Genomic DNA, 23,259 nt, shown 5'->3' with positions numbered 1-23,259 from the left:
CATCTCCCTCAATCGAGGCGGACGACGCCGGATACGAGACCCGCCGGCGTGTATCCGATCAGCCGGCGCCGGTATGCCTCGTAGATCTGGGCCAGCCTGGTATCGTGGAACGCACCCATCTCGCCGCCATCCTCGGCGCCGGCGAGAACCGCGCGATCGCAATTTTCCAAAAGCCTTGCATGCGCCGGATTGTGCCGGTCGAGCGCGGCGAAACGCACGCGCGTGTCGACCGCGAGGCGATGCTGACGCGGCAGCTTAGTGATCGATGCGCCGGTGACGCGGCTGTAGCGGATGCAGCCGTGGAAACGATCCTCAACGGTCACGTCGTCGACGAAGATCGTTTCGGATGCTTCAAGCACGCGCACATTGACGGCGCCCCAGACAGTCGCGCGCTCGATCCCGAGTTCGCCGTCAGCAGTCTCGATCGCCGGAAGGTTCGAGCCCGCACCGGTGTCGATCACGCTGTCATGCACGATCAGGTCGCCGCTCGAGGCGAGCTGCAGGCCGCCGGTCAGCGAGCGCGAAACCGTGACGGCGCCGCGATCGGCGACGTCGGTCAGCTCAAAGACGAGGCGCGCATCGGGACGCAGCACGCTGTTCAGGTTGAACGAAATTGTATCGGCAGGCGGAACGGCGAAATCGCCGGCGGCCTCGAAGTGCCACGCGATCCCGCTGATGCCGAGCGAGCGATAGCGCGCGGCGCCGGCATTCCAGCTGTGGACGATCACGACCGGCCGCACGCGCTCGGCCGCTTGCACGGTGAGGTGCTGCGGCGTGGCCGGCCATGCCAAGGCTTCCGCCGCGTAGGTGGACGAATCCTGAAACTCGATCACTTCGTCGGGCAGTGCCGCGGCGGCGATCGCGTTGAAGGCTTCGCCCAGCGTGCGATGGACCGGAAGCGAAAGCCGCGTCGCGGGCGCATCGGGCGCGAGCGCTCCCGATGCCGAGACCAGACGGGTCGGCGTCGGCAGCCGCGCGCCGAGCAGCGGCTCGCGCGCGTCCGAGCGTGCGCCGACATGGGCCGAATAGCCTTCCTGCCACGCCACCGACAGCGCGGGCGGAGGCGCGCCGGCCGGTCCCTGCGGCAGGCTTTGCGGCGGATCGGCGAGCGCCAGGGCGAACAGGCCGTGCGCGACGTCGATATCGATGCGGCCGGGCAGCGTCCCGGCCAACATTTGCAGCGGGGGAACCTCATTGCGCCAGCCGCAGAGCGTGCGGCCAAAGACCCGGCGGCGGCGCAGCGCCGCGGGCGTGCGCAGCGGCATGACCGCGCCCAGCGCGCGGCGACGCAGCGAGGTCGTGCCGGTGCGCCAGGCTGAGCCGTCGCGGCCGACGCTGAGCGAGGGACCGGCCGCCGCGAAGGCCGGATCGATCGGCCAGGCCGGATCCGGCACCACGGCATCCACGGCCATGTCGGGCGCGTGAATCAGCACGGAGGCGCCGTCGATCGACGTAAATGCGGTTTCGCCGGCCGTCATAACGGCGGCGGTATCGCTACATTCGAAGCGCACCGCGAGCGCAAGCTCGGAGTGGCCCTCGGCCACGATCGCGCCGAGCGCCGAGAACCGGCTCGCAACGGTGATCGGATCTCCGCCCGCGTCGATCGTGCGTCCGTCATCGCCGAGCGGCGCCCAGACCGCCGCCGCCGGGCTGCTCCCAGTCCATGAGAGCCGTAGCATCGGCGCGAAGGTGCGGCCGTTGGCGAACCAGCTCAGCGCGAAGGCGAGCGCGCACGCGGTGCCCGCCGGGACGGGGGCGAATACGCCGGGGCCCGTGCTCCGCAACACCTCTCCGCCATGCGCGACGACGGGGCCGGCATAGGGCGCCGCCGGCAGATGCGGCCATGGGTTGATATCGGAAGTGCTCGGCAGCGGCGGCCAGGCCGGGCCCGGGCCGACGGTGCGGCGGTTGGCTTCGTCGAAGCCGAGGATTCCGTTGACGAGCGTTCCGCCGACGTCGACCGCTCCGGTTGCGGCGGACTGCGCTTCAAACAGCGAGCCGTCGCTTGCAAGATAGAACCAGCGCTGCCCATTGATCCGGGTCGGCGGAAGCCGCACCACCAGCGCGCCGCGCAGAAAACCGTCGCGCGCCGGCTCCTCGGCGGTGGCACCGAGCAGCGCGCCCGCGGCGCCGCTTGCAATCTCGATCACCGCGCCGGGGAAGCGCCGCCCTACCGCTCCCACTGCGGTAAGGCAGATCATCGCGATGGCGCCGGCTGGAAACGCGCCGACCGAAACCGCCACCGACGGTCCCGCGCCGGCTGCGGAAATATCGAGACGTGCGCGGATTTGCGCGCCTGCGATGTTCGGCAGGTTCGGCCCGGGAAACGGCACCGCGGCCAGTTCGACCCGCACCGCCCCGCTGAAGGCGCGGCTGTCATGCTCGAGCAGACCGAGCGTGACGGTGCCGGCGAGAATCGCCGGATCGGCCGTCGTCCGCACCAGCGCCCTGATGGTCTGGGCCGGGGTGCCGATGGCCGCGGAGAGGCCGCAGATCCGCACGTCGAACCGGCCGTCGCGGCCGAACCAGTCGCCGGGAGATTCGGCGAAGATCATCGGCGGAACGCGGTCGGTCGCCAGAACATCGTCGGCGCCGGTGGCGCGGCAGCGCAGCGGCATTTGGGCGCCGAGGGGGTGGAAGGCGTAACGCAGATCGGGATCGCCGGCTTCGGTCAGGTCGGCGGGCGTTCCATAAGCCAGCGGAAACAGCGCCGTCGGATGAACCCAATGCACCACGTGCTTGGGATGATATTTTCCGGTGCGCAGCGAGATGGCGCGCGGATCTACCGCGTGCATCAGTGCATCGAGCGGGCCGTATCCACGTTCGGCGATCGACGGCGGCCTGAGATCGGGCACCAGGCGCTCGCTGCGCAGCAGATCGAGATCCTGCGCGAGCTGGACGCGCTTCCAGCCCTCCTGCGTCACTACGAGTTCGCCGGTTAGATCGCCGCCGAGATCGCGCAGCATGCGCGGCGTGCCCTTGCGCCGACGCCAGCCGACGGTGCCGCGCACGTCGCGCCGATTCGCGTCCGATTCCGGAAAGATCAGGCGGGTGCCGACCATGTCGGCGAGGTAGGGCAGAATCCAGTCGTTCGCCGAGTCGATGAAGAGATCGGCGTAGCTTTCCTCGATCGATTGGCGCAGCACTGCCAGCGGCCCTGCAAGCACGCGGACGAAATCCTCGAGTTCCGGTCGATGCGGCGAAACGTCCTGCGCGGCGCGCTGATCGGCGAGCTTATAGAGCGCGGGAATCCTGTCGTAGAGCAGGCGCGCCACGTAATCCCTGGTGTCGGGGTCGAACGGATAACTCATGCATCCTCCCCGACGATGGTTGCGACGATGTCAGGCTCGGTCGCGACCGTGATTTCGAGATTGTGCTGCGGCAGCCGCAGCCACTGCCGCGCGGTTGCCCGGACCAGGTCGCGCGCGGCGGTGCCCGGAGCGATGTCGAAGCCGATGACGCGGACCGCGATGACGCCGGCGGCGCGATCGGCCGCCTGATACACCGCCGAGAGCGGCACCGCCTCGCCGAACCCGCGCTGCGCGAAGGAGAACAGGCCGGGCGCCAGTTCGTCATCGCCAAGCAGCGCTTCGCGCACCGCATCCTGCACCGTTGCCTTGAGGAACGCGGGATCGCGCGTGACCACGAGGGAGAGCAGGACGTCAACGGGAAGCGGGCCGTGCACGGTCAAGCGGACCGACGTGTCGCGCCGCGCATCCATGAACGCGCGCATCGCGTCGATCGCTTCCGGCGCGATGCCGGCGGCGGTCGCGACCACGAGCTCGATGCCGGCATCGTCGCTCCAGCGCGCCGCCGCGCGGACGACGCCGGGGAACAGCAGCGCGAGGTCGGCATGATCCTGCACCGAGACCGCGCGGTCGAAGGTGCGGATGAAGCGTGTCGACTGCGTGCGGATGTCTTCGATGCCCGCCGCGGCCGCACCGCCGGAAATCGGCTTCGGATTGGTCGCGCGCTGGAGGATCGGCGCCGGCTTCTTGACGCGCGCGACGCGACCGCGGTCGACATTGCCGTCGGCCCCAAGCCCGACCCGATAGGTCGCGGTCACGTTCTTCTTGCCGGCGGGCGGGATGGCGCCCTTGCCTTCGCCGCCGAAGATGACCTCGACGCCGCCATCCTGGTTGCGCTCGATGCGATAAATGCGATCCGTCGAGATGGCGGCGTGGAAATCCTCGACGCGCTTCCAGCGCACGCCGCCAACCCAGACCTTGAGCGCGAGCTCGCCGCCCGTCGCGCCGGGCACCGCCGTCACGCCCGGCTTTTTCAGGGAGAAGCGCTGGAACGCCGAGACGCCATCGGAACCGCCAAGCACCTCGTCAACGGTTTCGCCATGGGAGATGCGCGCGACGTTTCCGAAAATCTGGAGATCGCCCAACGTCCATGCCGGCACCACATCGGGCTTCTGCATCTGGAATTCGACGGTGCTGGTGCCGGTCGCGGGATCGGTGGTGAAGCGGGTGAGAGTCGCGACCTGCACGCGCGCCTCATCGAGACTGCTCAACGCGAGACTGCGACCCGGCCGCATGCCTGCAAGATCGGCCGCGACCACCAGCGGCTGCGAGACGGCGGCCGGGTTCGGTCGCGTCGCGGCAACCGGGATTTGCTGCCGCCAGCGCCCCAGCACGCGGCTGCGGATCGGGAATGTGCTCCAGGTTTTCGCGGTGCCGGTGACGCTTTTCAGCGTCAGCGCCGTCACCGTGGCCGAGATCGATGATTCGACGATGGCTGTGCCCGATTCGATCGTGACTGCGCCGTCTTCGGTGCTTACAACGGGGGAGGAGACCACTTCGCCCCGGCGTAACGCCACCGTGGCCGGGCCTTCGTCGGCGACAACAAAGGCCTCCGCGGTGGTGCCGGCGAACATCACGATGGGTTGCCCTTTGAGCGGTTCTTCAACCGCATCCGCCAGCATCAGGCGCGAGGTGAGAGCGCCAAAATCGGCTGTCACGTCATAGCCGTAGCGCTTGCTGGCCAAATCTCCGACGGGAGGCGGGGTGTATACCGCGACCGCCGCGACGTTCGCCGGCGGGAATAGAACCGGATCGGCGTTCCAGCCGAACACGCGCAGATCGGCGGCCGGCTTGGCAAGCAGACGATAGGCATGCGCCGCTGCGTCCGCCGGCGGCAAGGCCGGAAGGCCCGCCAATGTCGCCAGGGTCACGACGGTTTCGCTCGCGGCGGTATTCTCGGCGACCGCGACGACGCGGAAGGGCTCCAAAATGGCCGGGCCTTCAAGCAGCACCACCTCGCCGATCTCAAGGCGGAGATCGGTGCCGGCGAGCGGCATTGCGACCTGCCCCCCCGCAAACGCGAAGCTCATCGGAATCGTCGCGGCGGCGGGCAGTATCGCGTTCCAGCGCGCATCGACGTCGAGCGGCGCCAGCGTTTCGAAGGTCTGCGCCTTGACGTCGCCCAATGGCGACGATCCCAGCGCGAAGCCCGCCGGCACGGTGCCCGCGAGCCCGTCCTTCACCACGAGGCGGACATGGCCGGTGGCCGCAAGACCGCCGTCGGGTTCATAGGCCAGCCTGCGTGCGTGGCGTATCAGGCCGCGCGCGGTCCGCGCGGTCGACAGGAAGGACTCGCGCGCATACAGATCCTGATATGTCGCCAGAACATGCGCCAGCAGCGCCGGCATTTCGATCAGCGTGCGCGTCACGTCGCTGTCGCCGGTCGGCAGCGCAATGCCGGCTTCTTCGCGCGCCAGGTCGACCGCAAGATCGAGGAAGTCGGCGTATTCCAGCGGCAGGTAGTCGAACCGGCCCGGCTGGTCGGCGGCGGGAGAATTGCGGAAGGCGGGACGCGGGGGACGGCTCATGACGCCACCTCCGGGGCCGGACCGCCGAGATCGAAGGCGCCCTCGTCGGCGAGGTCGAGACCGACCACCCAGACTTTGAGCACACCGTTCTCCGGGCGGTTATCGTCCCCGTCGAGCCGCGCCACCTCGGTCGGCGCGACGAGGATGCGATCCACTACCTGCACCGCGCTCGGGTCGTCGAGCGCGCGGAACGCCAACGCCTTCACCGAGCGGACGCCCGGAATGGCCTGCACGAAGGCGAGCAGATCGCCGAGGATCAGATCCTTTCCGAATTCGAGGAGATCGGGATGGAACCAGCCGCGACGGTCGGCATCGCCTGGCCGCAGCGCGGCGAGCACCCGGTCGCGAACCGCATGACGCAACTGGCCTGGCTCGACGCAGATCGCAAGCTCGACCCGCAGCGGGATGTAGTCGGGCGCGCGCACGATATGCTCGCGCCCGGCCATGCGCAGCCGGTCGATATGGTCGTAGACCGCAACAGCCAGCGCGGGATCGAGATCGCCCTGCCCCTTCGGATCGACCAGAATCATGACCGTGTTGAACACGCCGTCGAGCGCCCGCGCGGCCGCGCGCGCCACCCCGGGCACCATGGTGGCGGCCTCGGCGTAATCGGCGAGAGTCACGGCGCGCTGCAGTGGGCCGTGATGCAGCGAGTCGGGAATCGCGAAACGCGCCTTGTCCTCGCTTTCGGGCGCGCGTCCGCCGCTGCCCGGAACGACGTTGGTGACGCTGCCAACGCCGAGCCCGTTGAGCGCGTCGCGCAGCGGCGAGCCGGCCTCGGCCGGCACCACGTGGCTGAGCGTTTCGGCGGCGCAATTGCCGGCGCCGGTCGCGCCGAGCCGGTAGGCGAGGCCGATCTCGATCAGCGGCGTGTAAGTGTAGGGGTCGCCGTGCTGGCGGCCGACCGGGATCGCGCGGCCATGCACGTCGTCGCCGAACTGGAGCCACAGCTGCCCGGTCTGGTCAGTCTCGGCGACATAGTGATGATCGTAGGAGTGCGAGGCCCACAAATGCGGCTCGCGCGACCAGACTTCGCCCGCCACTGTCACGGTCAATGCCGGCACGCTGCCGCCATCGGAGCGCCGCTCGAACACGATCGGCGCATCGGGCAGCGCCAGCGCGCGCAGATACCAGGTCACCGAGCCATCGGCCAGCAGGCGCGGCGCAACGATCGCATTGCGCCGGTTCAGCTCGATCGCGATAACGCTGCCGCTGGGAGGATTGGGGCTGACGACGGCGCTGCGCGGCGCGCCGTGAACCGCATCGACCAGATTGCCAGAAATGATCAGCTTCCCGCGCCAGGGCGCCAGCGCCGAAGTAAGCGGCTCCAGCCAGCGGATGCGGGTGACGTCGGCCGGCGCCACCGTTGGCGGATCTATCGGCAGTGCGCTCCAACCGGCGAGACTCACCTCATCGGCGGCAGTGAGCGTCACCAGCTCCGTCGCGCGCGCGAACGAAAACGCAAGCCGCTGCCCCGGCGCGAGGCCGAGCCCGTGTCCCAGCAGCAGCAGTTCGGTGGCGCCGACGGGAATTTCCGCGCTGGACGCGCCCGGCCAGGCGGCGGGCTTCATCGCCTCCGCATTGTGCGCGGGATCGAGACGCATCTGCGCTTCCGTGACATAGACCAGCGCCATTTCGCCCGGCGCGCCCGCGAGTTCGACCGCGACGCCGGCCGGCAGCACGCCGGACTGCGCCACTGCGAATGAAAGAACGGTGCGCGCGGCCTCGCCTTCGTCGAGCCGGTAACCCAGCAGCATGCCGTGCTGGCGCAGCGCATGGCGCTCGCGCGCGGTGGCGACGAACGCCTCGTTGAACACGCGGTCCTGATAATAGCTCAGATGATCGGCGTGATGCGCCAGCAGTTCGAGCAGCATGCGCTCGAAGCTCGCGGGCGAAAGATCGGTGACCGAAGGATTGCTCGCCGCGACCCAGTCGCCGAGCATCTGCACAAAGCCGCGATAGTCCTTGGTGGCGAGATCGACCGCCGGTCGCGGACGCGGCGGCTTCTCCGGCCGCACCGTCAACGGCCGGCAGTCCCCCGCCGGGCAATCGATATAAAATGAGAAGCCTGCGCGATCGAAAAAGGGATGCAGCGGATCGTTGCCGCCCGACAGCAGGCGGATGGTGTAGGGCGAATAATCGCCGCGGTCGGGAAAGCTCACCGTGATGAGGTCGGAGCCGTTGGTGACGGCGACCGTGTGCTGCAGATCGGTCAGCGACTCGCCGCCCTCGACCACCACATGGTTGACCAGGATGCCGGACGCCGGCCGTGCCAGATGCACGGTGACGATCGAGGGATCGCCGTGCACGAACGACAGGTATTCGATACCCTGCCAGCGCGTGGCGTCGAGCGTCGCGTCATCCCATGTCAGAAAGCTTGTGCTCACAACTCGATCCGGAGCGTGCGGGCGATCCGGTCCTCTCTTCTGCGATAGGTGATGACGAGCAGGAGTTCGCCCGCCGCGGGTTCCGTCGAGATGTCGATGCCCTCGACGATGATCTCGTCGCCTACGTCGCGGCGCAAGCCTTCGGTGACGCGGTATTCGATCGCCGTCACGGTAAGCGGGTTGAGGCCCTCGAAGGTCGCGCGATTGAGGCCGGCGCCGAAACGGGGCGCGTTGACGCGCTCGCCCGGCGCGGTGAACAGCACCGCGATGATCTTGTCGCGCAGGTGACGGTCGGGATCGTCGGTCAGCGCGACGCCGTTGCGCAACGGCGCAGCCGCCGCGGTGGCCGGCTTCATGGCCCCGAACCCGAACGGCTCGCGTACGAACAGAGCTGGCATCGGCTTCTCCCTCACATGATCGGGCTGGGCGTGAGCGGCAGCGGGAACGTGACGATGGTCGAGACCGCCATGATCTGGCATGCGCTCGCCATCTGCTGTGCGCGCGCCGCGATCGGCGAATTGAGGTCGGCGAAGACCTGCGAGAACGTCGCGGTGCCGGCCGAGACCGCGGCCGGATAAGTCGCGACGCCGGCGCCAAAACTTTGGCCCGCGTAATAGGCCGCAACCGCGAGCGCCAGCTGGGCACCCGCAGCGGGCGCGCTCATCACCTGGAAGGCGGCCGCGGCTTGCGCCGCAAGCTGTCCCTCGCGCGCTTTCGCGGTCGCGCAGGGAAAGCCGTTGGCCTGCGCGGCGGAAAACCACGTCGAGACTGCGGCGGCGAAACGCTGGCCCGATTGCAGCGGGTTCTGCGGATAGCTGCCGCCTTCGGCGACCATCCATCCGTTCTCGAGCTGGGTTGCGAGGTTGCCGGGCACCAGCGCCATGTTCACTCCGTAAAGCTCTTCGAACTGAGATGACTGGGCATCATCGGATTGGTCGGCGGGCCCGAAGGCCCGACCCCGGTCGGATGCGTGTGCTGATTGAAAAAGTCCTTGAACGCATTGCCTTTGATCAACGCCTCGCTGGCGTCGGCGCCGAGCTTGATCTTGTCGGCCTTGATGATGACTTCGCCGTTCTTCTCGATGCGCACCTCGGCCTTGGCGGCGCCGTTGGCGATGATGAGCAGGCCGCCTTCATCGTCGAACGCGATGCGATGACCGGACTTGGTGCGCAGCACCAGATGTCCGGCCTTGGCTGGCTTGTCCTCCGAGGTCGGCACCTCGGCGCCGGTTTCCTTGGCAAGATCGTCCTGGCCGCCCGCGCTTTCCGGCGCGCCCCAGAACGCGCCCGCCCAGATCGGACGGCTCACATCGCCCGCCGCAAACTCGACCCAGACGGTATCCTTCACCTCCGGCAGGAACAGCATTCCGCGGTCCTTGCCGCCGCCGAACGGCGCGCACGGCAGCGCCCAGCCCGACAGAACGCTCTCGCCCAGCACCGCCGGAACGGTGACCCGGATGCGTCCGATGCCGAGCGGGTCGTCGACGTCCTCGACCACCGCTTCGTATTTTCCAAAGAAGCGATCCTGGATGCGGTCCTGAAACTGCACGATGAGTTCTTCGAGGGTCATGCGGGCGGAACCTCCTCCGCGCTCTGGCCGAAGGATTCCGACCCGGATTGACCAAGCGCATTGCGGGTGGCGATGAAGGTCTGCGTCAGTTCGCCCTGATCGAGCACGGTGCGCACCGCGCTTACATAATAGGTGCCGGAGAATCGCGCTCCCACGCCCTTGACGAGGACCGGCCGCCGCGAGCGCAACAGCCCGCGATAGAGCGCGGGATCGAGTTCGCCGCGCGCCTCGACGGCCTGGCGGACGCGATCGGTCGCAGCCCTGCCCTCCGCGGCGATCGCGGCATCGTCGGGTTGGGCGTCGCGCAGCAATGCGGTCGCTGCCGAAGCGCCGGCATCGGTCAGCCCGCCCTCGATCTCCGCAGCCGCGTCATCGCCCGCGGCGGGCTCGGCATCCGAACCGCCGTTCCCGCGCACCAGCCGCTTGCGCACCGGATCGATCGCGGCGCCGCCCGTGGCGACAGGGCCGGTCATGGTGAACTGCAAATCGAGCCAGCGGAGATTGGCGTTGTCGCGCTGGATGGTCAGATCGGGTTGCGGATTGTCGGTGCGCGCGGGCTTGCGGAAGTAGGCGGCCACGCCGCCCTTGGACTCGTCATATTCGAGATAGCAGGCGAACCCGTTGCGCCGGGCAAGCCGCTTCAGGAACGACCAGTCGGTCGCCCGTTGGGTAAGCAGTTGATGGTCCTCGTCCCAGCGCGCATCTGTGTCGTCGGCGACCAGCGGAATGGAATAGCGGCCGAGGATTTCGGCGGCCGCGTCCTTGTCGGAGACGTTGGGATAGGTGGCGGCGCGTTCCTCGGCGTCCATCAGCACGGCGGCGTCCATGCCGATCACCTCGACATAGCAATTGGTCTCGATCTCCTCGAAATGCGGACGCACATGGGTGACGAACCCATCGAACAACCGCAACGGATTGCCGCCGGGCGCACCGATCTCGACCGCGAGCTTGGCGCCGGCGGCGAACAGCGGATCGTCGATCGGCGTGTATTCGCCATTCGGCCGCTGCACCAGTTTGAAGCGCAGCGTCGCGATGCCGGGCTCGGCATCGCTCTCGCGCAGCTCCAGCCGCGCGAGCGCGTCGATCAGCGCGCCGTCGAGGCGTTCGCTGTCGATCAGGACGCTGACTTGCGCGGTCGCCACGGCGTCTCCTTCACTTGTTGGGCGGGATCAGCAACCGTTCGCCCGGCGCCATCACGTCGAACGGATCCATCTCGGGCGCGGCGTCGCAGATGCGCCAGAATTTCATCGGGTCGCGGTAGTAGCGGTATGCCAGTAGATCGAGGCGGTCGGTGGCGTCGGGCGTGGCATAGAAAACCCCGTCGGTCCGCGGGATGTCGCGGAGCGCCAGCAGTTCCGCCATCTCGCCGTCGGCCAGGACCACGCTGGTGCGCTCGGTCCTGACGTAGCGGCTGGTGCGATCAATCGACATGCGAGCAATCCTCTAGGACGGCGGCGGCAGCGTTACGTCGGTCTGGCCGACGTTGGCGAAATAGAGATTGGCCATGTCGCGCCGGTTCTTGCCGGTGAAATTGAGCGAGGAGCGCACGCGCGTGTTGTCGCGCGCGTCCTGCTCGGTGAGGACTTCGAGACTGATCTCGATCTCAGCACGGATCGGATAAAGCGCGGCGTTGTAGAAGGTCTCATTGATCGTCATCGCAGTGATCTTGACCGGGACGACGCGCTTCTCGCCCCAGACGAACAGAACGAGCGGACGCTTGGCGCGCGCCTGGGTGGCTTCGGTGCCATCGGAGGCGTGCTGAGCCTGGCTGTCGACCGGATACATCAGGTCTTCGAGCGCGGAGATTTCGGGTAGTATGCCGAGATTGCGATTGATCCCGCTCGGCCCTGCTTCGACCCGGTCGGCGAGGTCGAGGCGGACTAGAACCGAGAAGCTTTCCTTCAGCGCGCCGGCATCGGCGTCGGCGCCCTGACTGTTGTTCCCGGTGCCTGCGCCCTGCGCGGGCGCGGCACCCGACGCTCCGCCGCCGCCTTGGCCGCGCTCCACACTCAACTGTCGCGACAGCGCCTCCGGGTTGAACCGAAAAGGAATGATCTGCGCGGGCTTGGAAGAGTCCTCCGGATCGCAAGCGGCGAACGCGCCCTTGAGGAAATTGGTGCTCTCGACCATCACTGGCCTCCCGTGATGCGCCGATAGAGATCGTCGGCGATGCGCTCGGCTCCGCGCGCGGAGAGTATCTCGTCGGCCGCCATGGCGCCGAGTTCGAGCCGCTCGATCACGATGCGTTGCACCGCGAGCGAGCGGCCGAACGGCGATGCCGAGAGGCGCTTGGCCAGGATCTCGAACGCCGCGCGCAACTGCGCGCTCGCCATTGCGCCGGCGCGCTCGTCGGCGTCGACGTCCAGCGCGATGCGGCCGATCTTCAAGGTCAGTTCGGCGTCCATGTCTCCTCCGGCATGAAGTGGGAGAGCGGACCGAATTCGGCGGCGCCGCGCGACTGTCCGTTCTTTTCGAGTTCGCGGAGCGTGGCGCGCGCGACATGGCGCGCCCAGACCCGGCCGTCATCCTCGGCGGCGGCAAGATGCGCGGCCGCGATCGCGATCGACTTGATGCTGCCGCCGGAGAGACGGAACTGACCGGCGAACAGCGGAACATCGAGATCGGGGCCGCGGAAACGGGGCGATGCGAGCGACTGCTCCCATAGCCTGCGCCGCGCGCTCGCGTCGGGCATCGGAAAGTCCACCGTCACATGGATACGGCGCATAAACGCCCCGTCGAGGTGGTTGCGCAGATTGGTCGCCAGGATCAGGATGCCGTCGAAACTCTCGACCCGCTGCAGCAGAAACCCGACCTCGATATTGGCGTAGCGGTCATGCGCGTCCTTGACCTCGGAGCGCTTGCCGAACAACGCGTCGGCTTCGTCAAACAGCAGGATGCCGTGCCCGGCTTCCGCCTCGTCGAATACCTGCGCGAGCGCCTTTTCGGTCTCGCCGATCCATTTCGAAACCACCTGGCTCAAATCCACCCGATAGAGATTGAGCCCGAGCGCGGCGGCGACGCACTGGGCGGCGTAAGTCTTGCCGGTGCCGGGCGGACCCGAGAACAGCGTAATCAATCCCCGCCCCATGCGGCCGTCAGGCGCGACGCCCATCTCGCCATAGACGCGCGGGCTTGCCTTCGGCCAGGCGACGATGTCGCGCAGCCTCTCCTTGAGCGTGGCGGGCAACACCAGCCGCGTGAGATCCGTGTCCGTCTCGATACGGGTCACGAACCGGCCCATGCGGCGGGCGCCTTCGGCGAGCATCGCGCGGCGCAGCGCGGCGGCATCCGGTTCCGGTTCGGAATGGCCGTTGGTGCGGGCGGCGCGGGCGACGTTGCGCGCGTCGCGCAAGGCCGCGCGCAATTCAAGCAGCGTGACGGGGAAGCTCGCCGCGAGTACCGCACGTTCCGCCTCCGACAGCGGCGCCTGCGCCCACACTCGCGCGGCTTCCGCCGCGCCGATGCGCGGCACGTTCAGGCCGGCGAACGGCCCGCTCTCGGTGCGCGCATCCGCGACCACGATGAGCCGGCCGGCGGCCGCAGCGACGCGCTCGATCCAGCCGAGCGGAAGCTCGCGCCCGTCGGCGCGGGCGTGCAGGTCGAGCACGAGCAGACCGTCCTTGACGTGGCCGAGTTCGTGCGGCTGCGGCAAATCTCCGCCCGGCTTGAGGAACAGCGCCGGCAGCCGCAACGTACCCGCTACGTCGAGCGCCAGCTGCCGGCCGGCGCGCGCCGACGCCGCCCGCAGCCATAGCGTCCCGCGTTCGACCAGCAGGGCGACCGCGCCCTTGACCAGGGGCTCGGAGAAAACCGGAGGCGCCGCAGCCTCGCTTTCGAGCGCGAGCCCGATGCTGGCAATGGTCTGGCCGGCGACGAGCGCGGCGAGCGCCTTCGGAGCAAGGCGCAGGCCGCGATGCGTGGTCGGCCGCCCGCTCACGGTCTCCACCACGTCGATCAGACCGTAGCGTCCCGGCACGCCACCCTCGAACGCGCAGGCGAGCGCGGCGCGGAACGTCGCGCGTCCGGCGGCCCGCATCAACCGCGCAAAGGTGACGGGGGTCAGCAGCGAGAGCCGCTCATCCTCGGCGACGATCGAGAGCGCCGCCGCGGCGTCCGGATAAAGTTCGGCGGCGGCGGCGAGCACAATCAGCCACTGCTCGAGCGCGACGGCATCGCCGGCATCGTCGGGCCAGCGCGCCTCGCACTCGCTCATGGCGCGCCCGAGCGCGGCCCAGGCGTCGGTCTCGGCCGGCCAGCCGTCCTCGCCGCTGACGACGGTCGCGGCGGGCGTCGCCAGCGCCGAGCGCGCGCCGAGATGCGCCAGATCTCGCGCAATCGCCAGGGCCTGCTCGTCGAGCATTTTCATGGCGTAAATCTCAGGCGGATGAAGGGTGTGAAACGGTGCGTCGAGACCCGCAGCGCCAGCCGCATATCGCGTCCGGCAAGTGCGGTGAGCGCCGCGGCCGAAACGGTGACCTGCGTCGCCGCCACCGCGCCCGGCGCCAATGTCGCGACGTCGGCCGGCGACGTTACGCCGGCGTTAGGCCACGCGAAAACCGCGGTCGTGGCCGCGAGCGCGCGGCCGTCGATCACCAGATCGGCGGCGACCGAATGCACCAACTGGGCCGGTGCATCGGCTGAGGAGACCGTCGCGTCGCGTATCGTGAGCGTGGCGGGGCGCGACCATGTGCCGGCGACACGCAGGCTTACGTCGTATTCGCCGGCGTCGACGGCCGGCGGCAGCGTGAGCACGATCGGCCCGCTTGGCTCGGCGAGCACGAACGCCGCGGCGGCGATTTCTTCGCTGCCGATGCGCACCGCCTGCGCGGCGCCGGTATAGCGGGCATCGATGCGGATGCGTCCGCCGACCCCGGCGGGCGAGGGGAGAATCGATTCGATCTCGGGCGGCGCGCCAACCGTCAACTGCCCGAGCCGGATGCCGCCAGGGTGAACCAGCGCCGGTTCGGGCCCGGGCTGCAGGCGGCTGACGAGCTGAATCGGTCCGACCTCGAACAGCGCCCACGGCCGATGCGGCATCTGCAACGGCGTATAGACCTTTTCCATCAGATCGGCGGCGGTCGGCACCAGCGTGATGCCGATCGCGCCATTCCCGACCGCCGCCGCCGGATCGGGCAGCCGGATGCGCGGCTCGGCGTCGAACACGCGCAGCACCTCGCCGAGGAGGTTGTAGGCCTGCTGTGGGTCGTTCGCGGGTGTCGTGCCGTAGGCCGTCGTCAAGTAAAAGCCCGAAAGCGAGAGCGGCGGTGGGGTCAGCTGTCCGTTCGGCCGCGGCTCCCACGGATCGTTGCGGTGCGTCGGTTGCGGCGTGATCCAAAGCAACGTGACGCGGATCGCCTCCGCGGTGCCGGTCGGATTCTGCAGCGGCGGTCCCGGCAGTACCTCGAGCATCGGGTTGATCCGGTCGCGGAGGATGTCCGACAGCGCCGTGCCGACATCATGCAGATTGTTGAACAGCGCCATCAATAGCCTCCGCTGCGGAGGCCGGGATCGATCGAATGACTGCGCGGCGCGCGCACGCGCGACAGCGCGCGCGACACGGGCTTCGGCGGCTGCCGGGCCGTGATGTCGATGCGCCCAATCTCGATCGAGATGCGCGGCGCGGCGGCCACGGCGACAGGCCGCTGCGGCACGGCCGCTGGCCGCGCCGCCATGACCGCGTTGGGCTTCTCGCGCGCCGGGGCGCGGGGCGTTGCCGGCGGTCGCTGCGGCCGGACAATCGTTCGGGACGCCGCGCGGTCCGATGCGGCGGCCTTCATGGCGGCGGTTTCCGGAGTGGCGCGTGTTGCGCGCGCCGCGCCCTGCGCCGCAACCGTGACAGCCTCGCGAACCACCTTGCGGATTTCGATGCGCTCTGTTGCGGCAACGGGCGGGCGCGCGGGCGGCGGCTGGATCGGGCGTTCCTGCTCTGGCGCAGGCGCGAATGTCGCTGTCCGGCGCGACAGGATGAGCGGACGCTCGGCAACGGGAACTGGTTTTGCCGATGCTGGTGGCTTTACGGTGACGGCGGCGGGCTTTGGCGAAGCTGATGGCGGCCGCACCGGGACGGCTCTTGCCGGAGCCGGAGGTGCCGCAACCGGCGGCGTGGGTGACGCTGGCCTTGGCGGCACCCGCGCGCGGGGCGGAGCCGTTCCGCGCGCGGGCGCTGCATCATCGCTGGATTTGGCGCGGCGCGACGGCGTGGATCGTTTCGCCGGCAAAGGCTCAGGCGCCGGAGTTTCCGCAATGCGCCGAGTTGGCCGCGGGCGCGGTCGGGTCTCGATCGGATTGCCCGACGGCGGCGTGCTTCCGAGACTTTCTTGCTTAGCGTCAATCGGCGGAGCGGCTGCGGGCGGCGGAGCCCCGGGCGCAACCGGGATTGCGCGCGCGGCGGGAGGGGCGCGACGCGGCTGCTCGCGCAGAGCAGCCGCGACCGCCGCGGTCTCCGCCTCGGGCAGCGTCAGCGGCGAAATCGCCCGCACCGGGCCAGGCACCAGCGCAAGCGCGCCGGCCGCGCCGGCAACCGGGCTGCCGCCGGACCGGCGCGGCGCAAGCGGCGCGCTCGATGCACTATCAAGTCCGCCTGGCATCTTCTGCCCCCAGCAGACCGGCGACGAGCGCGCGGTCCGCCTCCTGCTCGATCAATGCGAGGTAGGCGCGGCGACGATGGAGCCGCAGCGTCAGAATGTCGCGTTCGGCCCAATGGTAGCGGCTGGCGAGCGTGTGAACCTCATTGACGAGATTGCCGGCGCGCGCGCTCATTTCGAGAAAAAAAAAGCGTCGACATCGAGCGGGGCCGAAAAGCCGTGGCCGCACGCATTGCACGTCACCCCCATGGTGAGATCGAGCGCCGGCGTCGCGTCGTCGATTGCGGCTTCGATGGCGTAACGGACCTGCGTCGGGAGCGCGCGGACGCTGTCCGGCGTCAACGGACCCGCCGTGTCGATCGCGAGAATCAGGCGTGCGAGCAGAAAGGTGCGCCGCTCAGCGGCCAATTCGAGCCCTTGATCGAGCAGATCTTCCTGATCGCCCGCCGTCGGCAACCGCATCACCGCGACGCGGCCGTCCGGCAGGCCAGCACGGATGCGCTCCGGCGGGCGCGGCACATCGAGCGGCAGGTCGGAAAGCGCAAAGCGCGCCGCCATCGTCTCGGCGCAGGACGGACAGGCAACCTCGCTCTCGATCGCATCGCCGAGCGACATCTGGCGCAGACGCACCAGCGCGACGTCCCGGTCGGCCACCAGAAGGCGCCGGATCCGGTCGAGCGGCGCGCGGTAGTCTTCGCCCGGCGCAACCAGACAGCGCGCCAGGACTTCATTGACCAGGCGGGCCGAGTTGGGCTGATCGGCGGCGCGCTCGATCGCTTCTTCCTCGAAGCCGGTCATTTCGCGCAGCTTAAGTTCAGGCGCCGGGAGCACCGCGCCGGAGTCAGCGGCCGAGGCGCGCGGCGCGTCCGTCTCGGGCTTGGTTTCGAGGCCGCGGAACGGATTTCTGGTTCGCTCGACTGCAGCTTGACTCATGCGAAACACTCCCAGGCAATCGGCACGCAGCGCAGAAAAACATTAGATTCAATTTATTGGGTTCAATTCATTAGATCTAAGTCATCAAGTCTCCGCGGGCTCGGTGATCGCCAGATCGAGTTCGAAATTCTCGAACTCGAATTTTACCGATTGGATCGCTACCGCATTCGCATTGGCGTCCATCTCGGGCAGCGCCTGGAATTCCGAAACCCAGGCGCGGGACAGCTTGAACTGCATCGCCGGCGTTCCCTGCAAGTTCAGGACCTGAACGATGACTTCCTTGCGGTAATTGAGCAGAGACGCCGCCGGGTCGCCCTGCGGGTTGTTGACCATATTGGCCCAGTCGAGGAATTTGCGGTCGTGCGAAAGCCCGGCTTCGAGCGTGACCGGCTCGAACTTGGTCCGGCCCGGAAGCTTGCGCACGATCGAGTTGTCGGCGGCGGCGCGCCACTCGGTCACTTCGGTGCTCTTCTTGAGCGCCGACATTTTCGACAGGCCCGCGACCGGCTGGTTGTCCCACGAGACCCGAAACTTGAAATTGCTGTAGGGATCGATTCGGTGGGTATTCACGGCGAACATCGGCATCGTTCATCCCCCCTCGGCTACGCGGCCTGCCGCGTCTTCTGACTGAGCTTGACGATCACAAATTCCGCCGGACGCAACGGCGCGAAGCCCACCAGAACGTTGACGATGCCCTGGACCTGGTCCGCCTCGGTCGTCGTGTCGGCGTCGCATTTGACGAAGTAGGCGTCGCGCGAGGTCGCGCCCGCGAATGCGCCGTTACGAAACTGGGTCTCCATGAAGGCGCCGATGGTCGCGCGCAGGCTGGTCCACAGCGGCTGATCGTTCGGCTCGAACACCGCCCACTGGATGCCGTTGAAGATGCTCTTGCGAAGGAACATCGCGGTGCGGCGAACCGGAATGTAACGCCATTGCGACGTCGGCTCGCGGGTACGCGTTCCCCAAATCACGTTGCCGGCATTGGGGATGGCGCGCAGCGCATTGACGCCGAGCGGGTTGAACACGTCCTGATGGACGTCGAGCACCTTGAAGTCGAGCATCAGCGCGCCGGCAACGCGGACCTCGACGCCGGCGGGCGCCTTCCACACCCCGCGCCGTCCGTCGTTGCTGCCGTAGAGGCCGGCGATATGGCCGGCCGGCGGCAGCACGATGCGCGGATTGGCGCCCTGGCCGACCGGATCGCTGACCACGATGTGCGGCCAATAGATCGCGCAGAAGTTGCTTGGGGTAGAGCCGGGCGCGACCGTGCCCCGCGCGCGCGCGACGACGGCGGCAGCGGGATCGGATTCGCTCGCAAAGCGCGGCAGATCGCCGACGAAGAACAGATCGAGTTGCGGCCGCTCATTGGAGACGTAATCGACAAAGTCGTTCGAGATCGTGATGTATTCGTCGGCGCTTGCGCCGCCCGGCAGCATCTTGTCGGAAGCAGCGACAATGAGCGCGGCGTCGTCGATCTCGCGCAAGGCGGTCAGAAACGAGCCGTAGTCGCCGGCAGCGATCGAACCCTGACCGCCATCACCGCCGGCCAGGTCCTGGGTCGCGCTGCCGAGGCGCGCGCTCGCCACATCGCCGGTGCGCCAGCGGATGAACCCGCTGCGGACCAGCATATCGACGCAATATTTTTCGTCCGCCGGATCGATCGACAGCGCTTCGAACACCTCGACCTCTGCCGCCGCGCCCTCGCCCGGCGCCCGGTAGGAGACCACGATGGCAAAGCGCGTGGCGTCGCCGTCGCTTGAATCGCGCACCGTGACGCTGATAAAGTTGCCCCAGGCACCCGGCGAGGCGGCGTCGATGTGGATCGTGTTGGTGCCGTCGGAGAATTCCGCGCCTGCGGTGGGCACCACGCCGCCGCCGGGATCGTCGGTGGTGCGAAGCACATAGGCGCGCGGACCGCCGTTGCCGAAGAAGCCGTCCATGGCATACGGCATGAACAGCTTCGACAGGTCGCTGGCTCCGCCTGTCACTGCATCCGCATCCACGATGCGATGACGGAAGTAGCCGCCGAAAATGCGCTCATAATCCAGCCGGCTGCGCACCGCGGTGGGCTGCAACGGACCGCGCTCGGTCTCGCCGACGAAAATCGTCACCGCGGTCAGCGCACCTTCAATGGCGCGTGGCCCGCCCGGTACCTCGAGGACGTATACGCCGGGCGATAGCGGTGTCATGGGCGCTCTCCGCGTGTTCGGCGGCATGCAATGGCCGCACCGATGGTTCGGAAGCTTAACGCACGATCAATCGCAAGTAGAAATGAGTTTTGGATGAAAATCAAGCGAAAGCAAAATTTTTCGCCGGCGGCCGGCGTCGCCTCGTGAAATCATGACGCCGCAGCAAACAGGGGGCATTTTTTCGGCGCCTGCGTTTGTTCGGGTCCGCATTGCGTCACTTCGGCGCGTCACGGTTTTCGGGCCGCTCAATGTGCATGCCGAGGCTGGGATCAACAACCATACGATGATCGCAGCCGTTTGTTAAATGCATGATGAAAAAGCCGAAACCGGAAAAGCGCGACGCGCCCGCATCTCGTCATAGACGGCGTGGCCCAGCGAGCGGTCGCGTTCGAGATTCTCGCGCACCTCGGTGGCGCCGTCATGGATCTCGTTGGCGGATTTTCGATGTATTCGGATCACTGCTGCGGAGCCTGCTTTCCTGCGGCGCTTTTAATTTCCACGGTGACGGGCCGCCACGGCCGCCTACGCAAAAATGTTCTCGGGCAAATATTCGTACCGAACCATCAAGGGCGGCATTGGGCACAATCTGCCGCAGCAAGCGCCGCAAGCCTTGCTCTTGCCGCGGCCGGATGCTCGCTCACGGCCCAAGCCGAGGCCAGTTGAATCACTTGTAAGCTTTGAGCCGGCAGCGCCGACGCGATCGGTAGCTGCCGATTGGCCGGACGTTTCGCGTGCTTTTTCGCGGAGAGGGAGGGATTCACCGGCCTGGACAATCGAATCGTCAAAAATGCCCGTAAAACGGCCTTCCAAACGTCCTGATCGCTGTCTGCGTACCACTGCCGTGCACCACAAAATAGGGGCACCAAGGCGTCTTTTTTGACGATGTGGGAGCATTCGCCGCTCCAACCCCGTTGTATGGCCATCCTCGACAGTTTAGCGACGGAGTGACGATAGACGGCCGGAAGACCGGTCGCATTAGTTCGTCCGTCCCGCCTGTTTCAGTGTCCCTTGCATCGGCACTTGGACGTCCATCACGGACGCCGCGGGACGTCTTCGGTGGAACCGAACGGCCCAGGGAGCGCCGAGTGGTCGAGAGCTGTTCGACGCGCTACGCTAGTTGTTTCGCGAGGGACGATGCGCTGGCGTCAATCAGCTAGGCTGGCTTAGCGAAGGCTGACGCTCTCTGACTAAAACGAGAGAAGGTCCCTCTACGCAATACTATAGCGCTTCACAAGAGCGCACCGCTCGCAGATGGGGCGGCCGCCCGTTTGGATGAACTGATCCGTTCGATCGAATACGTCTCCAACTTGTACACCCTACAAAGTTTGGAATCTCTGATTCCCCCAGAGGACACTGTCGTTAGCAAAGAGTGCGGCCAAGCTGGGACTCCTCAAGGAGGCGGCGCCACACGTGTCTCGGCTGGCGTTCCAGTTCAATCCCGATCATGTCGACAATGAGCTGCGTGAAGCCGAGCGGGCGGCGGCCGCCCTCGAAGTGAAGCTACACCTCGTCGAGGTGCGAAGTTCTAGCGATCTCGACCTTGCGCTCGACGCCGCCACGCGAGCGGGTGTCGACGCCCTCTACGTAGTATCGTCGCGGCAAACCGTAGCGAATATAAGGCGCATCGCGGATTTCGCGGCGAAGAATCGATACCGCTGGCTGGCGGCTGGGGCGCCTGGGCGCAGGCGGGTGCGCTCTTCTCCTATGGCCCGAACGTCGGTGAAATGGTTCGTCAATCAGCGGTGTATGTCGACAAGATTCTCAAGGGCGCGAATCCGGCCGAACTTCCGCTGCAACAGCCCGTACGCTTCGAGCTCGTGATCAATCTCAAGATCGCAAAAGCGCTCGAGCTTGCGATTCCCGAATTATTCCTGGTGCGGGCGGACAAGGTCATCGAATAGCTCTGCTGCCAGCAACTGGTGGCGCTCGGAACCCCTTTGGGGTCCTCACCGAGCGCTCCAACAAAATCTTAGACCGGGTGATCCAGACGCAAGGGCCCGCCCGCGTTTCAAGGACACCGGTCGTCGAATGTACGCGGCTCTGCGCCAGCTTCGCTTTGCCGATGGCCTCGACGAAGTGTACCCCGGCGAAAGCCGGGAAGACGTCCTTGCATAGTCGGCGGTCGGTAGGCCTTGCACCTAACCGTCTTGCCCCGACGACCAAATTCAGCTCTTCCATTCCCGAGCAAGTTTGCGGACGGCAGCGGCGTCGACCTTGTTGGTGCATTCGACGAACTGGTCGGTGTACAAATCCTTGATCGGCGGCATTTCCTTCAACACGCCCTCGTCCTTGTACATCTGCACATAGCGCTGCAGGCCTTCGGCGTCGACGCGGCCGAAATCTTTCTGACCGTCCTTGTATTCATGATAGCCCTTCATGATGTACTCGATCTCACGGAGGCCGCTGGCCTCGGCGGCGGCTGGATCGCCTGCGTCCTTTGCAGCCGGATTGACCGACCAGTAGATGCGCAGCGCCGCCAGCGGGTTTTCCCGCACGAAGATGATAGCCCGGATGAAGGAGCGCCCGAGCGAGCACAGCGCTTCCGGCTTGTTCTTGACGGTCTGCTCGGAGGCTACCAATCCGTTGTTGCCGAAATTGCCGAGTACGGGGTGATGATAGAAGCGCAGCGGATAACCGATCCGGGCGAACGCCGCATATTGCGATTCCCACAGCGCGACCGCGGCCACCCGGTTCGACTTCAGGGCGGCGACCGACTGGTCGAGGATGCCTGACGGAACGAAATTATAGTCCTTGCCGGCTTCCGCGTTCACCGTCTGCATCATCGATTTCACCACCGGCACCGCAGCGCTGCCCATGTTGGAAACACCGATGTTCTTGCCTTTGAGGTCGGCAAGGGTCTGAATCGGCGAGTCGCTGGGCACGCCGATGTAATAGTTCAGCGGGCGCTGGTGCACGAGGAACATCCGGCCGCGCAGGCCCTTGTCATAACCGAGGATCAGCGGCTCGTTGGTGATGACGCCGACATCGGCGTTCCCCGCCGCGACCAGTTGCATCGCGGTTGGCGCGTTCGCCGTGTAGCGGACGTCGAAATCAAGATCCTCCTCGGCGAGGAAGCCGGCCTTCTCGGCGATGTAGATCAAGAGAGTGGATACCGACGGCACCTGTGATCCGACCTGCAGGATCAGCGACTTTGATCGCGCGTCGGCCTGGTTCAGCCCGCACAGCAGCGCGCCGGCGGCGACGCAGGAGGCCATAACGACTTTCTTGAACATGATAGTGTCCTTTCGGGATGAGCTAGATCTTGACACTGGTCTCGGACCAGAAGGCGAGCTTTCGCGACAGCGTGGCGACGGCGAGATTCATCGACAGGCCGATGATGGAAAGCATCGCCAGCACGGAAAACACCCCGGTCACGTCCATATTGGCCTGCCGGATTACGATCAGAGCACCGAGGCCGTTCGATGCGCCGAGGAACTCGCCGATCACGGCGCCGATCACCGACAGCACCACCGCAATTTGGAAACCCGCGATCAGGAACGGCACCGCGTTCGGCAGCCGCACCATGCGGAACACCTGCCAGGTGGTCGCGTCCATCGCGCTCATCAACAGGATCTGCCGGGAGTCGGTGCCCTTGAAGCCGGCGACCGCATTGACCAGGATCGGAAAGAAGCAGATCAGCGCCACGATCAGAATTTTGGACTCGATCCCGAAACCGAACCAGATGATCAGGAGCGGCGCGATCGCGACCTTCGGGATGGTCTGCAGCGTGATGATATAGGGCCAGACGATCTTTTCGATGA

The 23,259-nt window shown here is 67.2% G+C and carries 22 protein-coding genes; 2 read left to right on the top strand and 20 right to left on the bottom strand.

Annotated elements, in window-relative coordinates; genetic code table 11:
• Nucleotides 1–8: 8 nt before the first annotated feature.
• From VGP39_RS00200 to VGP39_RS00140, 13 genes are read right to left on the bottom strand one after another with little or no spacing between them, the layout of a single operon-like run.
• On the bottom strand, nucleotides 9–3,311 hold the full coding sequence (locus VGP39_RS00200; protein ID WP_327566098.1) for a hypothetical protein: 3,303 nt from the start codon (nucleotides 3,309–3,311) through the stop codon (nucleotides 9–11).
• Nucleotides 3,308–5,836 carry a baseplate J/gp47 family protein gene (locus VGP39_RS00195; protein WP_327566097.1) on the bottom strand — a complete coding sequence of 843 codons (2,529 nt, stop codon included), beginning with the start codon at nucleotides 5,834–5,836 and terminating at the stop codon, nucleotides 3,308–3,310. Before VGP39_RS00195 ends, VGP39_RS00200 begins: the two co-directional genes overlap by 4 nt.
• Nucleotides 5,833–8,223, bottom strand: coding sequence for a baseplate J/gp47 family protein (locus tag VGP39_RS00190; RefSeq protein ID WP_327566096.1), 2,391 nt, complete (start codon nucleotides 8,221–8,223; stop codon nucleotides 5,833–5,835). Before VGP39_RS00190 ends, VGP39_RS00195 begins: the two co-directional genes overlap by 4 nt.
• Complete coding sequence (locus VGP39_RS00185; RefSeq protein ID WP_327566095.1) at nucleotides 8,220–8,621, bottom strand: GPW/gp25 family protein; 402 nt, start codon at nucleotides 8,619–8,621, stop codon at nucleotides 8,220–8,222. Before VGP39_RS00185 ends, VGP39_RS00190 begins: the two co-directional genes overlap by 4 nt.
• 11 nt (nucleotides 8,622–8,632) lie before the next feature.
• Nucleotides 8,633–9,106 carry a hypothetical protein gene (locus tag VGP39_RS00180; RefSeq protein ID WP_327566094.1) on the bottom strand — a complete coding sequence of 158 codons (474 nt, stop codon included), beginning with the start codon at nucleotides 9,104–9,106 and terminating at the stop codon, nucleotides 8,633–8,635.
• Between the two features lie 2 nt (nucleotides 9,107–9,108).
• On the bottom strand, nucleotides 9,109–9,792 hold the full coding sequence (locus VGP39_RS00175) for a phage baseplate assembly protein V (protein WP_327566093.1): 684 nt from the start codon (nucleotides 9,790–9,792) through the stop codon (nucleotides 9,109–9,111).
• The gene (locus tag VGP39_RS00170; protein WP_327566092.1) at nucleotides 9,789–10,934 is read right to left on the bottom strand and encodes a hypothetical protein; all 1,146 of its coding nucleotides are present in this window, start codon (nucleotides 10,932–10,934) and stop codon (nucleotides 9,789–9,791) included. The genes VGP39_RS00175 and VGP39_RS00170 overlap by 4 nt, the downstream gene beginning before the upstream one ends.
• A gap of 10 nt (nucleotides 10,935–10,944) precedes the next feature.
• Nucleotides 10,945–11,223: a hypothetical protein gene (locus VGP39_RS00165; protein WP_327566091.1), complete on the bottom strand. Its 279-nt coding sequence runs from the start codon at nucleotides 11,221–11,223 to the stop codon at nucleotides 10,945–10,947.
• 12 nt (nucleotides 11,224–11,235) lie between these two features.
• Nucleotides 11,236–11,922, bottom strand: a complete 687-nt coding sequence (locus VGP39_RS00160; RefSeq protein WP_327566090.1) for a hypothetical protein — start codon at nucleotides 11,920–11,922, stop codon at nucleotides 11,236–11,238.
• Entirely contained in the window at nucleotides 11,922–12,197 is a 276-nt protein-coding gene (locus VGP39_RS00155; protein WP_327566089.1) for a hypothetical protein, read from the bottom strand. Before VGP39_RS00155 ends, VGP39_RS00160 begins: the two co-directional genes overlap by 1 nt.
• Nucleotides 12,182–14,158, bottom strand: a complete 1,977-nt coding sequence (locus VGP39_RS00150) for an ATP-binding protein (protein WP_327566088.1) — start codon at nucleotides 14,156–14,158, stop codon at nucleotides 12,182–12,184. The genes VGP39_RS00155 and VGP39_RS00150 overlap by 16 nt, the downstream gene beginning before the upstream one ends.
• The gene (locus tag VGP39_RS00145; RefSeq protein WP_327566087.1) at nucleotides 14,155–15,273 is read right to left on the bottom strand and encodes a Pvc16 family protein; all 1,119 of its coding nucleotides are present in this window, start codon (nucleotides 15,271–15,273) and stop codon (nucleotides 14,155–14,157) included. The genes VGP39_RS00150 and VGP39_RS00145 overlap by 4 nt, the downstream gene beginning before the upstream one ends.
• On the bottom strand, nucleotides 15,273–15,851 hold the full coding sequence (locus tag VGP39_RS00140; protein ID WP_327566086.1) for a hypothetical protein: 579 nt from the start codon (nucleotides 15,849–15,851) through the stop codon (nucleotides 15,273–15,275). Before VGP39_RS00140 ends, VGP39_RS00145 begins: the two co-directional genes overlap by 1 nt.
• Between VGP39_RS00140 and VGP39_RS00135 the strand changes: the two genes are divergently transcribed.
• Entirely contained in the window at nucleotides 15,839–16,117 is a 279-nt protein-coding gene (locus tag VGP39_RS00135; protein WP_327566085.1) for a hypothetical protein, read from the top strand. The two genes, VGP39_RS00140 and VGP39_RS00135, sit on opposite strands and share 13 nt — an antisense overlap.
• 245 nt (nucleotides 16,118–16,362) lie before the next feature.
• Here VGP39_RS00135 and VGP39_RS00130 read toward each other — a convergent pair whose 3' ends face one another.
• The 5 genes from VGP39_RS00130 to VGP39_RS00110 all read right to left on the bottom strand — a co-directional run bounded on the left by VGP39_RS00130 (nucleotide 16,363) and on the right by VGP39_RS00110 (nucleotide 19,957).
• Entirely contained in the window at nucleotides 16,363–16,551 is a 189-nt protein-coding gene (locus tag VGP39_RS00130; RefSeq protein ID WP_327566084.1) for a hypothetical protein, read from the bottom strand.
• Complete coding sequence (locus tag VGP39_RS00125) at nucleotides 16,548–17,309, bottom strand: hypothetical protein (RefSeq protein ID WP_422652983.1); 762 nt, start codon at nucleotides 17,307–17,309, stop codon at nucleotides 16,548–16,550. Before VGP39_RS00125 ends, VGP39_RS00130 begins: the two co-directional genes overlap by 4 nt.
• 84 nt (nucleotides 17,310–17,393) lie before the next feature.
• Nucleotides 17,394–17,894 (bottom strand): phage tail protein, encoded by a 501-nt coding sequence (locus VGP39_RS00120; RefSeq protein WP_327566082.1) that lies wholly within the window; start codon nucleotides 17,892–17,894, stop codon nucleotides 17,394–17,396.
• A gap of 17 nt (nucleotides 17,895–17,911) precedes the next feature.
• Complete coding sequence (locus VGP39_RS00115) at nucleotides 17,912–19,498, bottom strand: phage tail sheath family protein (protein WP_327566081.1); 1,587 nt, start codon at nucleotides 19,496–19,498, stop codon at nucleotides 17,912–17,914.
• A gap of 300 nt (nucleotides 19,499–19,798) precedes the next feature.
• Entirely contained in the window at nucleotides 19,799–19,957 is a 159-nt protein-coding gene (locus VGP39_RS00110; protein WP_414644532.1) for a hypothetical protein, read from the bottom strand.
• Between the two features lie 1,130 nt (nucleotides 19,958–21,087).
• Here VGP39_RS00110 and VGP39_RS00105 point away from each other — a divergent pair.
• Complete coding sequence (locus VGP39_RS00105; protein WP_327566108.1) at nucleotides 21,088–21,399, top strand: ABC transporter substrate binding protein; 312 nt, start codon at nucleotides 21,088–21,090, stop codon at nucleotides 21,397–21,399.
• A gap of 264 nt (nucleotides 21,400–21,663) precedes the next feature.
• Here the strand turns inward: VGP39_RS00105 and VGP39_RS00100 are convergent, their stop codons facing one another.
• Together VGP39_RS00100 and VGP39_RS00095 are read right to left on the bottom strand one after the other, a co-directional pair.
• Entirely contained in the window at nucleotides 21,664–22,731 is a 1,068-nt protein-coding gene (locus VGP39_RS00100; protein WP_327566080.1) for an ABC transporter substrate-binding protein, read from the bottom strand.
• Nucleotides 22,732–22,753: 22 nt separating this feature from the next.
• Nucleotides 22,754–23,259 (bottom strand): ABC transporter permease (locus VGP39_RS00095; protein ID WP_327566079.1); only part of this gene is annotated, 506 nt, incomplete at its 5' end.

The sequence above is a fragment of the Bradyrhizobium sp. genome (assembly GCF_036009065.1).
Classification (GTDB): Bacteria; Pseudomonadota; Alphaproteobacteria; order Rhizobiales; family Xanthobacteraceae; genus Bradyrhizobium.
The sequence above is the reverse complement of the archived record's forward strand: the minus strand, read 5'-3'. Positions and strand labels throughout refer to the sequence as shown.

Excerpts from the sequence above, each read along its gene's own strand:
- VGP39_RS00200 (WP_327566098.1), bottom strand. The coding sequence starts at position 3,311 with ATGAGTTATCCGTTCGACCCCGACACCAGGGATTACGTGGCGCGCCTG.
- VGP39_RS00130 (WP_327566084.1), bottom strand. The coding sequence starts at position 16,551 with ATGAGCGCGCGCGCCGGCAATCTCGTCAATGAGGTTCACACGCTCGCC.
- VGP39_RS00185 (WP_327566095.1), bottom strand. The coding sequence starts at position 8,621 with ATGCCAGCTCTGTTCGTACGCGAGCCGTTCGGGTTCGGGGCCATGAAG.
- VGP39_RS00135 (WP_327566085.1), top strand. The coding sequence starts at position 15,839 with ATGGCGGCCGCACCGGGACGGCTCTTGCCGGAGCCGGAGGTGCCGCAA.
- VGP39_RS00120 (WP_327566082.1), bottom strand. The coding sequence starts at position 17,894 with ATGCCGATGTTCGCCGTGAATACCCACCGAATCGATCCCTACAGCAAT.
- VGP39_RS00100 (WP_327566080.1), bottom strand. The coding sequence starts at position 22,731 with ATGTTCAAGAAAGTCGTTATGGCCTCCTGCGTCGCCGCCGGCGCGCTG.
- VGP39_RS00125 (WP_422652983.1), bottom strand. The coding sequence starts at position 17,309 with ATGAGTCAAGCTGCAGTCGAGCGAACCAGAAATCCGTTCCGCGGCCTC.
- VGP39_RS00150 (WP_327566088.1), bottom strand. The coding sequence starts at position 14,158 with ATGAAAATGCTCGACGAGCAGGCCCTGGCGATTGCGCGAGATCTGGCG.
- VGP39_RS00165 (WP_327566091.1), bottom strand. The coding sequence starts at position 11,223 with ATGTCGATTGATCGCACCAGCCGCTACGTCAGGACCGAGCGCACCAGC.
- VGP39_RS00145 (WP_327566087.1), bottom strand. The coding sequence starts at position 15,273 with ATGGCGCTGTTCAACAATCTGCATGATGTCGGCACGGCGCTGTCGGAC.
- VGP39_RS00115 (WP_327566081.1), bottom strand. The coding sequence starts at position 19,498 with ATGACACCGCTATCGCCCGGCGTATACGTCCTCGAGGTACCGGGCGGG.
- VGP39_RS00180 (WP_327566094.1), bottom strand. The coding sequence starts at position 9,106 with ATGGCGCTGGTGCCCGGCAACCTCGCAACCCAGCTCGAGAACGGATGG.
- VGP39_RS00160 (WP_327566090.1), bottom strand. The coding sequence starts at position 11,922 with ATGGTCGAGAGCACCAATTTCCTCAAGGGCGCGTTCGCCGCTTGCGAT.
- VGP39_RS00175 (WP_327566093.1), bottom strand. The coding sequence starts at position 9,792 with ATGACCCTCGAAGAACTCATCGTGCAGTTTCAGGACCGCATCCAGGAT.
- VGP39_RS00195 (WP_327566097.1), bottom strand. The coding sequence starts at position 5,836 with ATGAGCCGTCCCCCGCGTCCCGCCTTCCGCAATTCTCCCGCCGCCGAC.
- VGP39_RS00155 (WP_327566089.1), bottom strand. The coding sequence starts at position 12,197 with ATGGACGCCGAACTGACCTTGAAGATCGGCCGCATCGCGCTGGACGTC.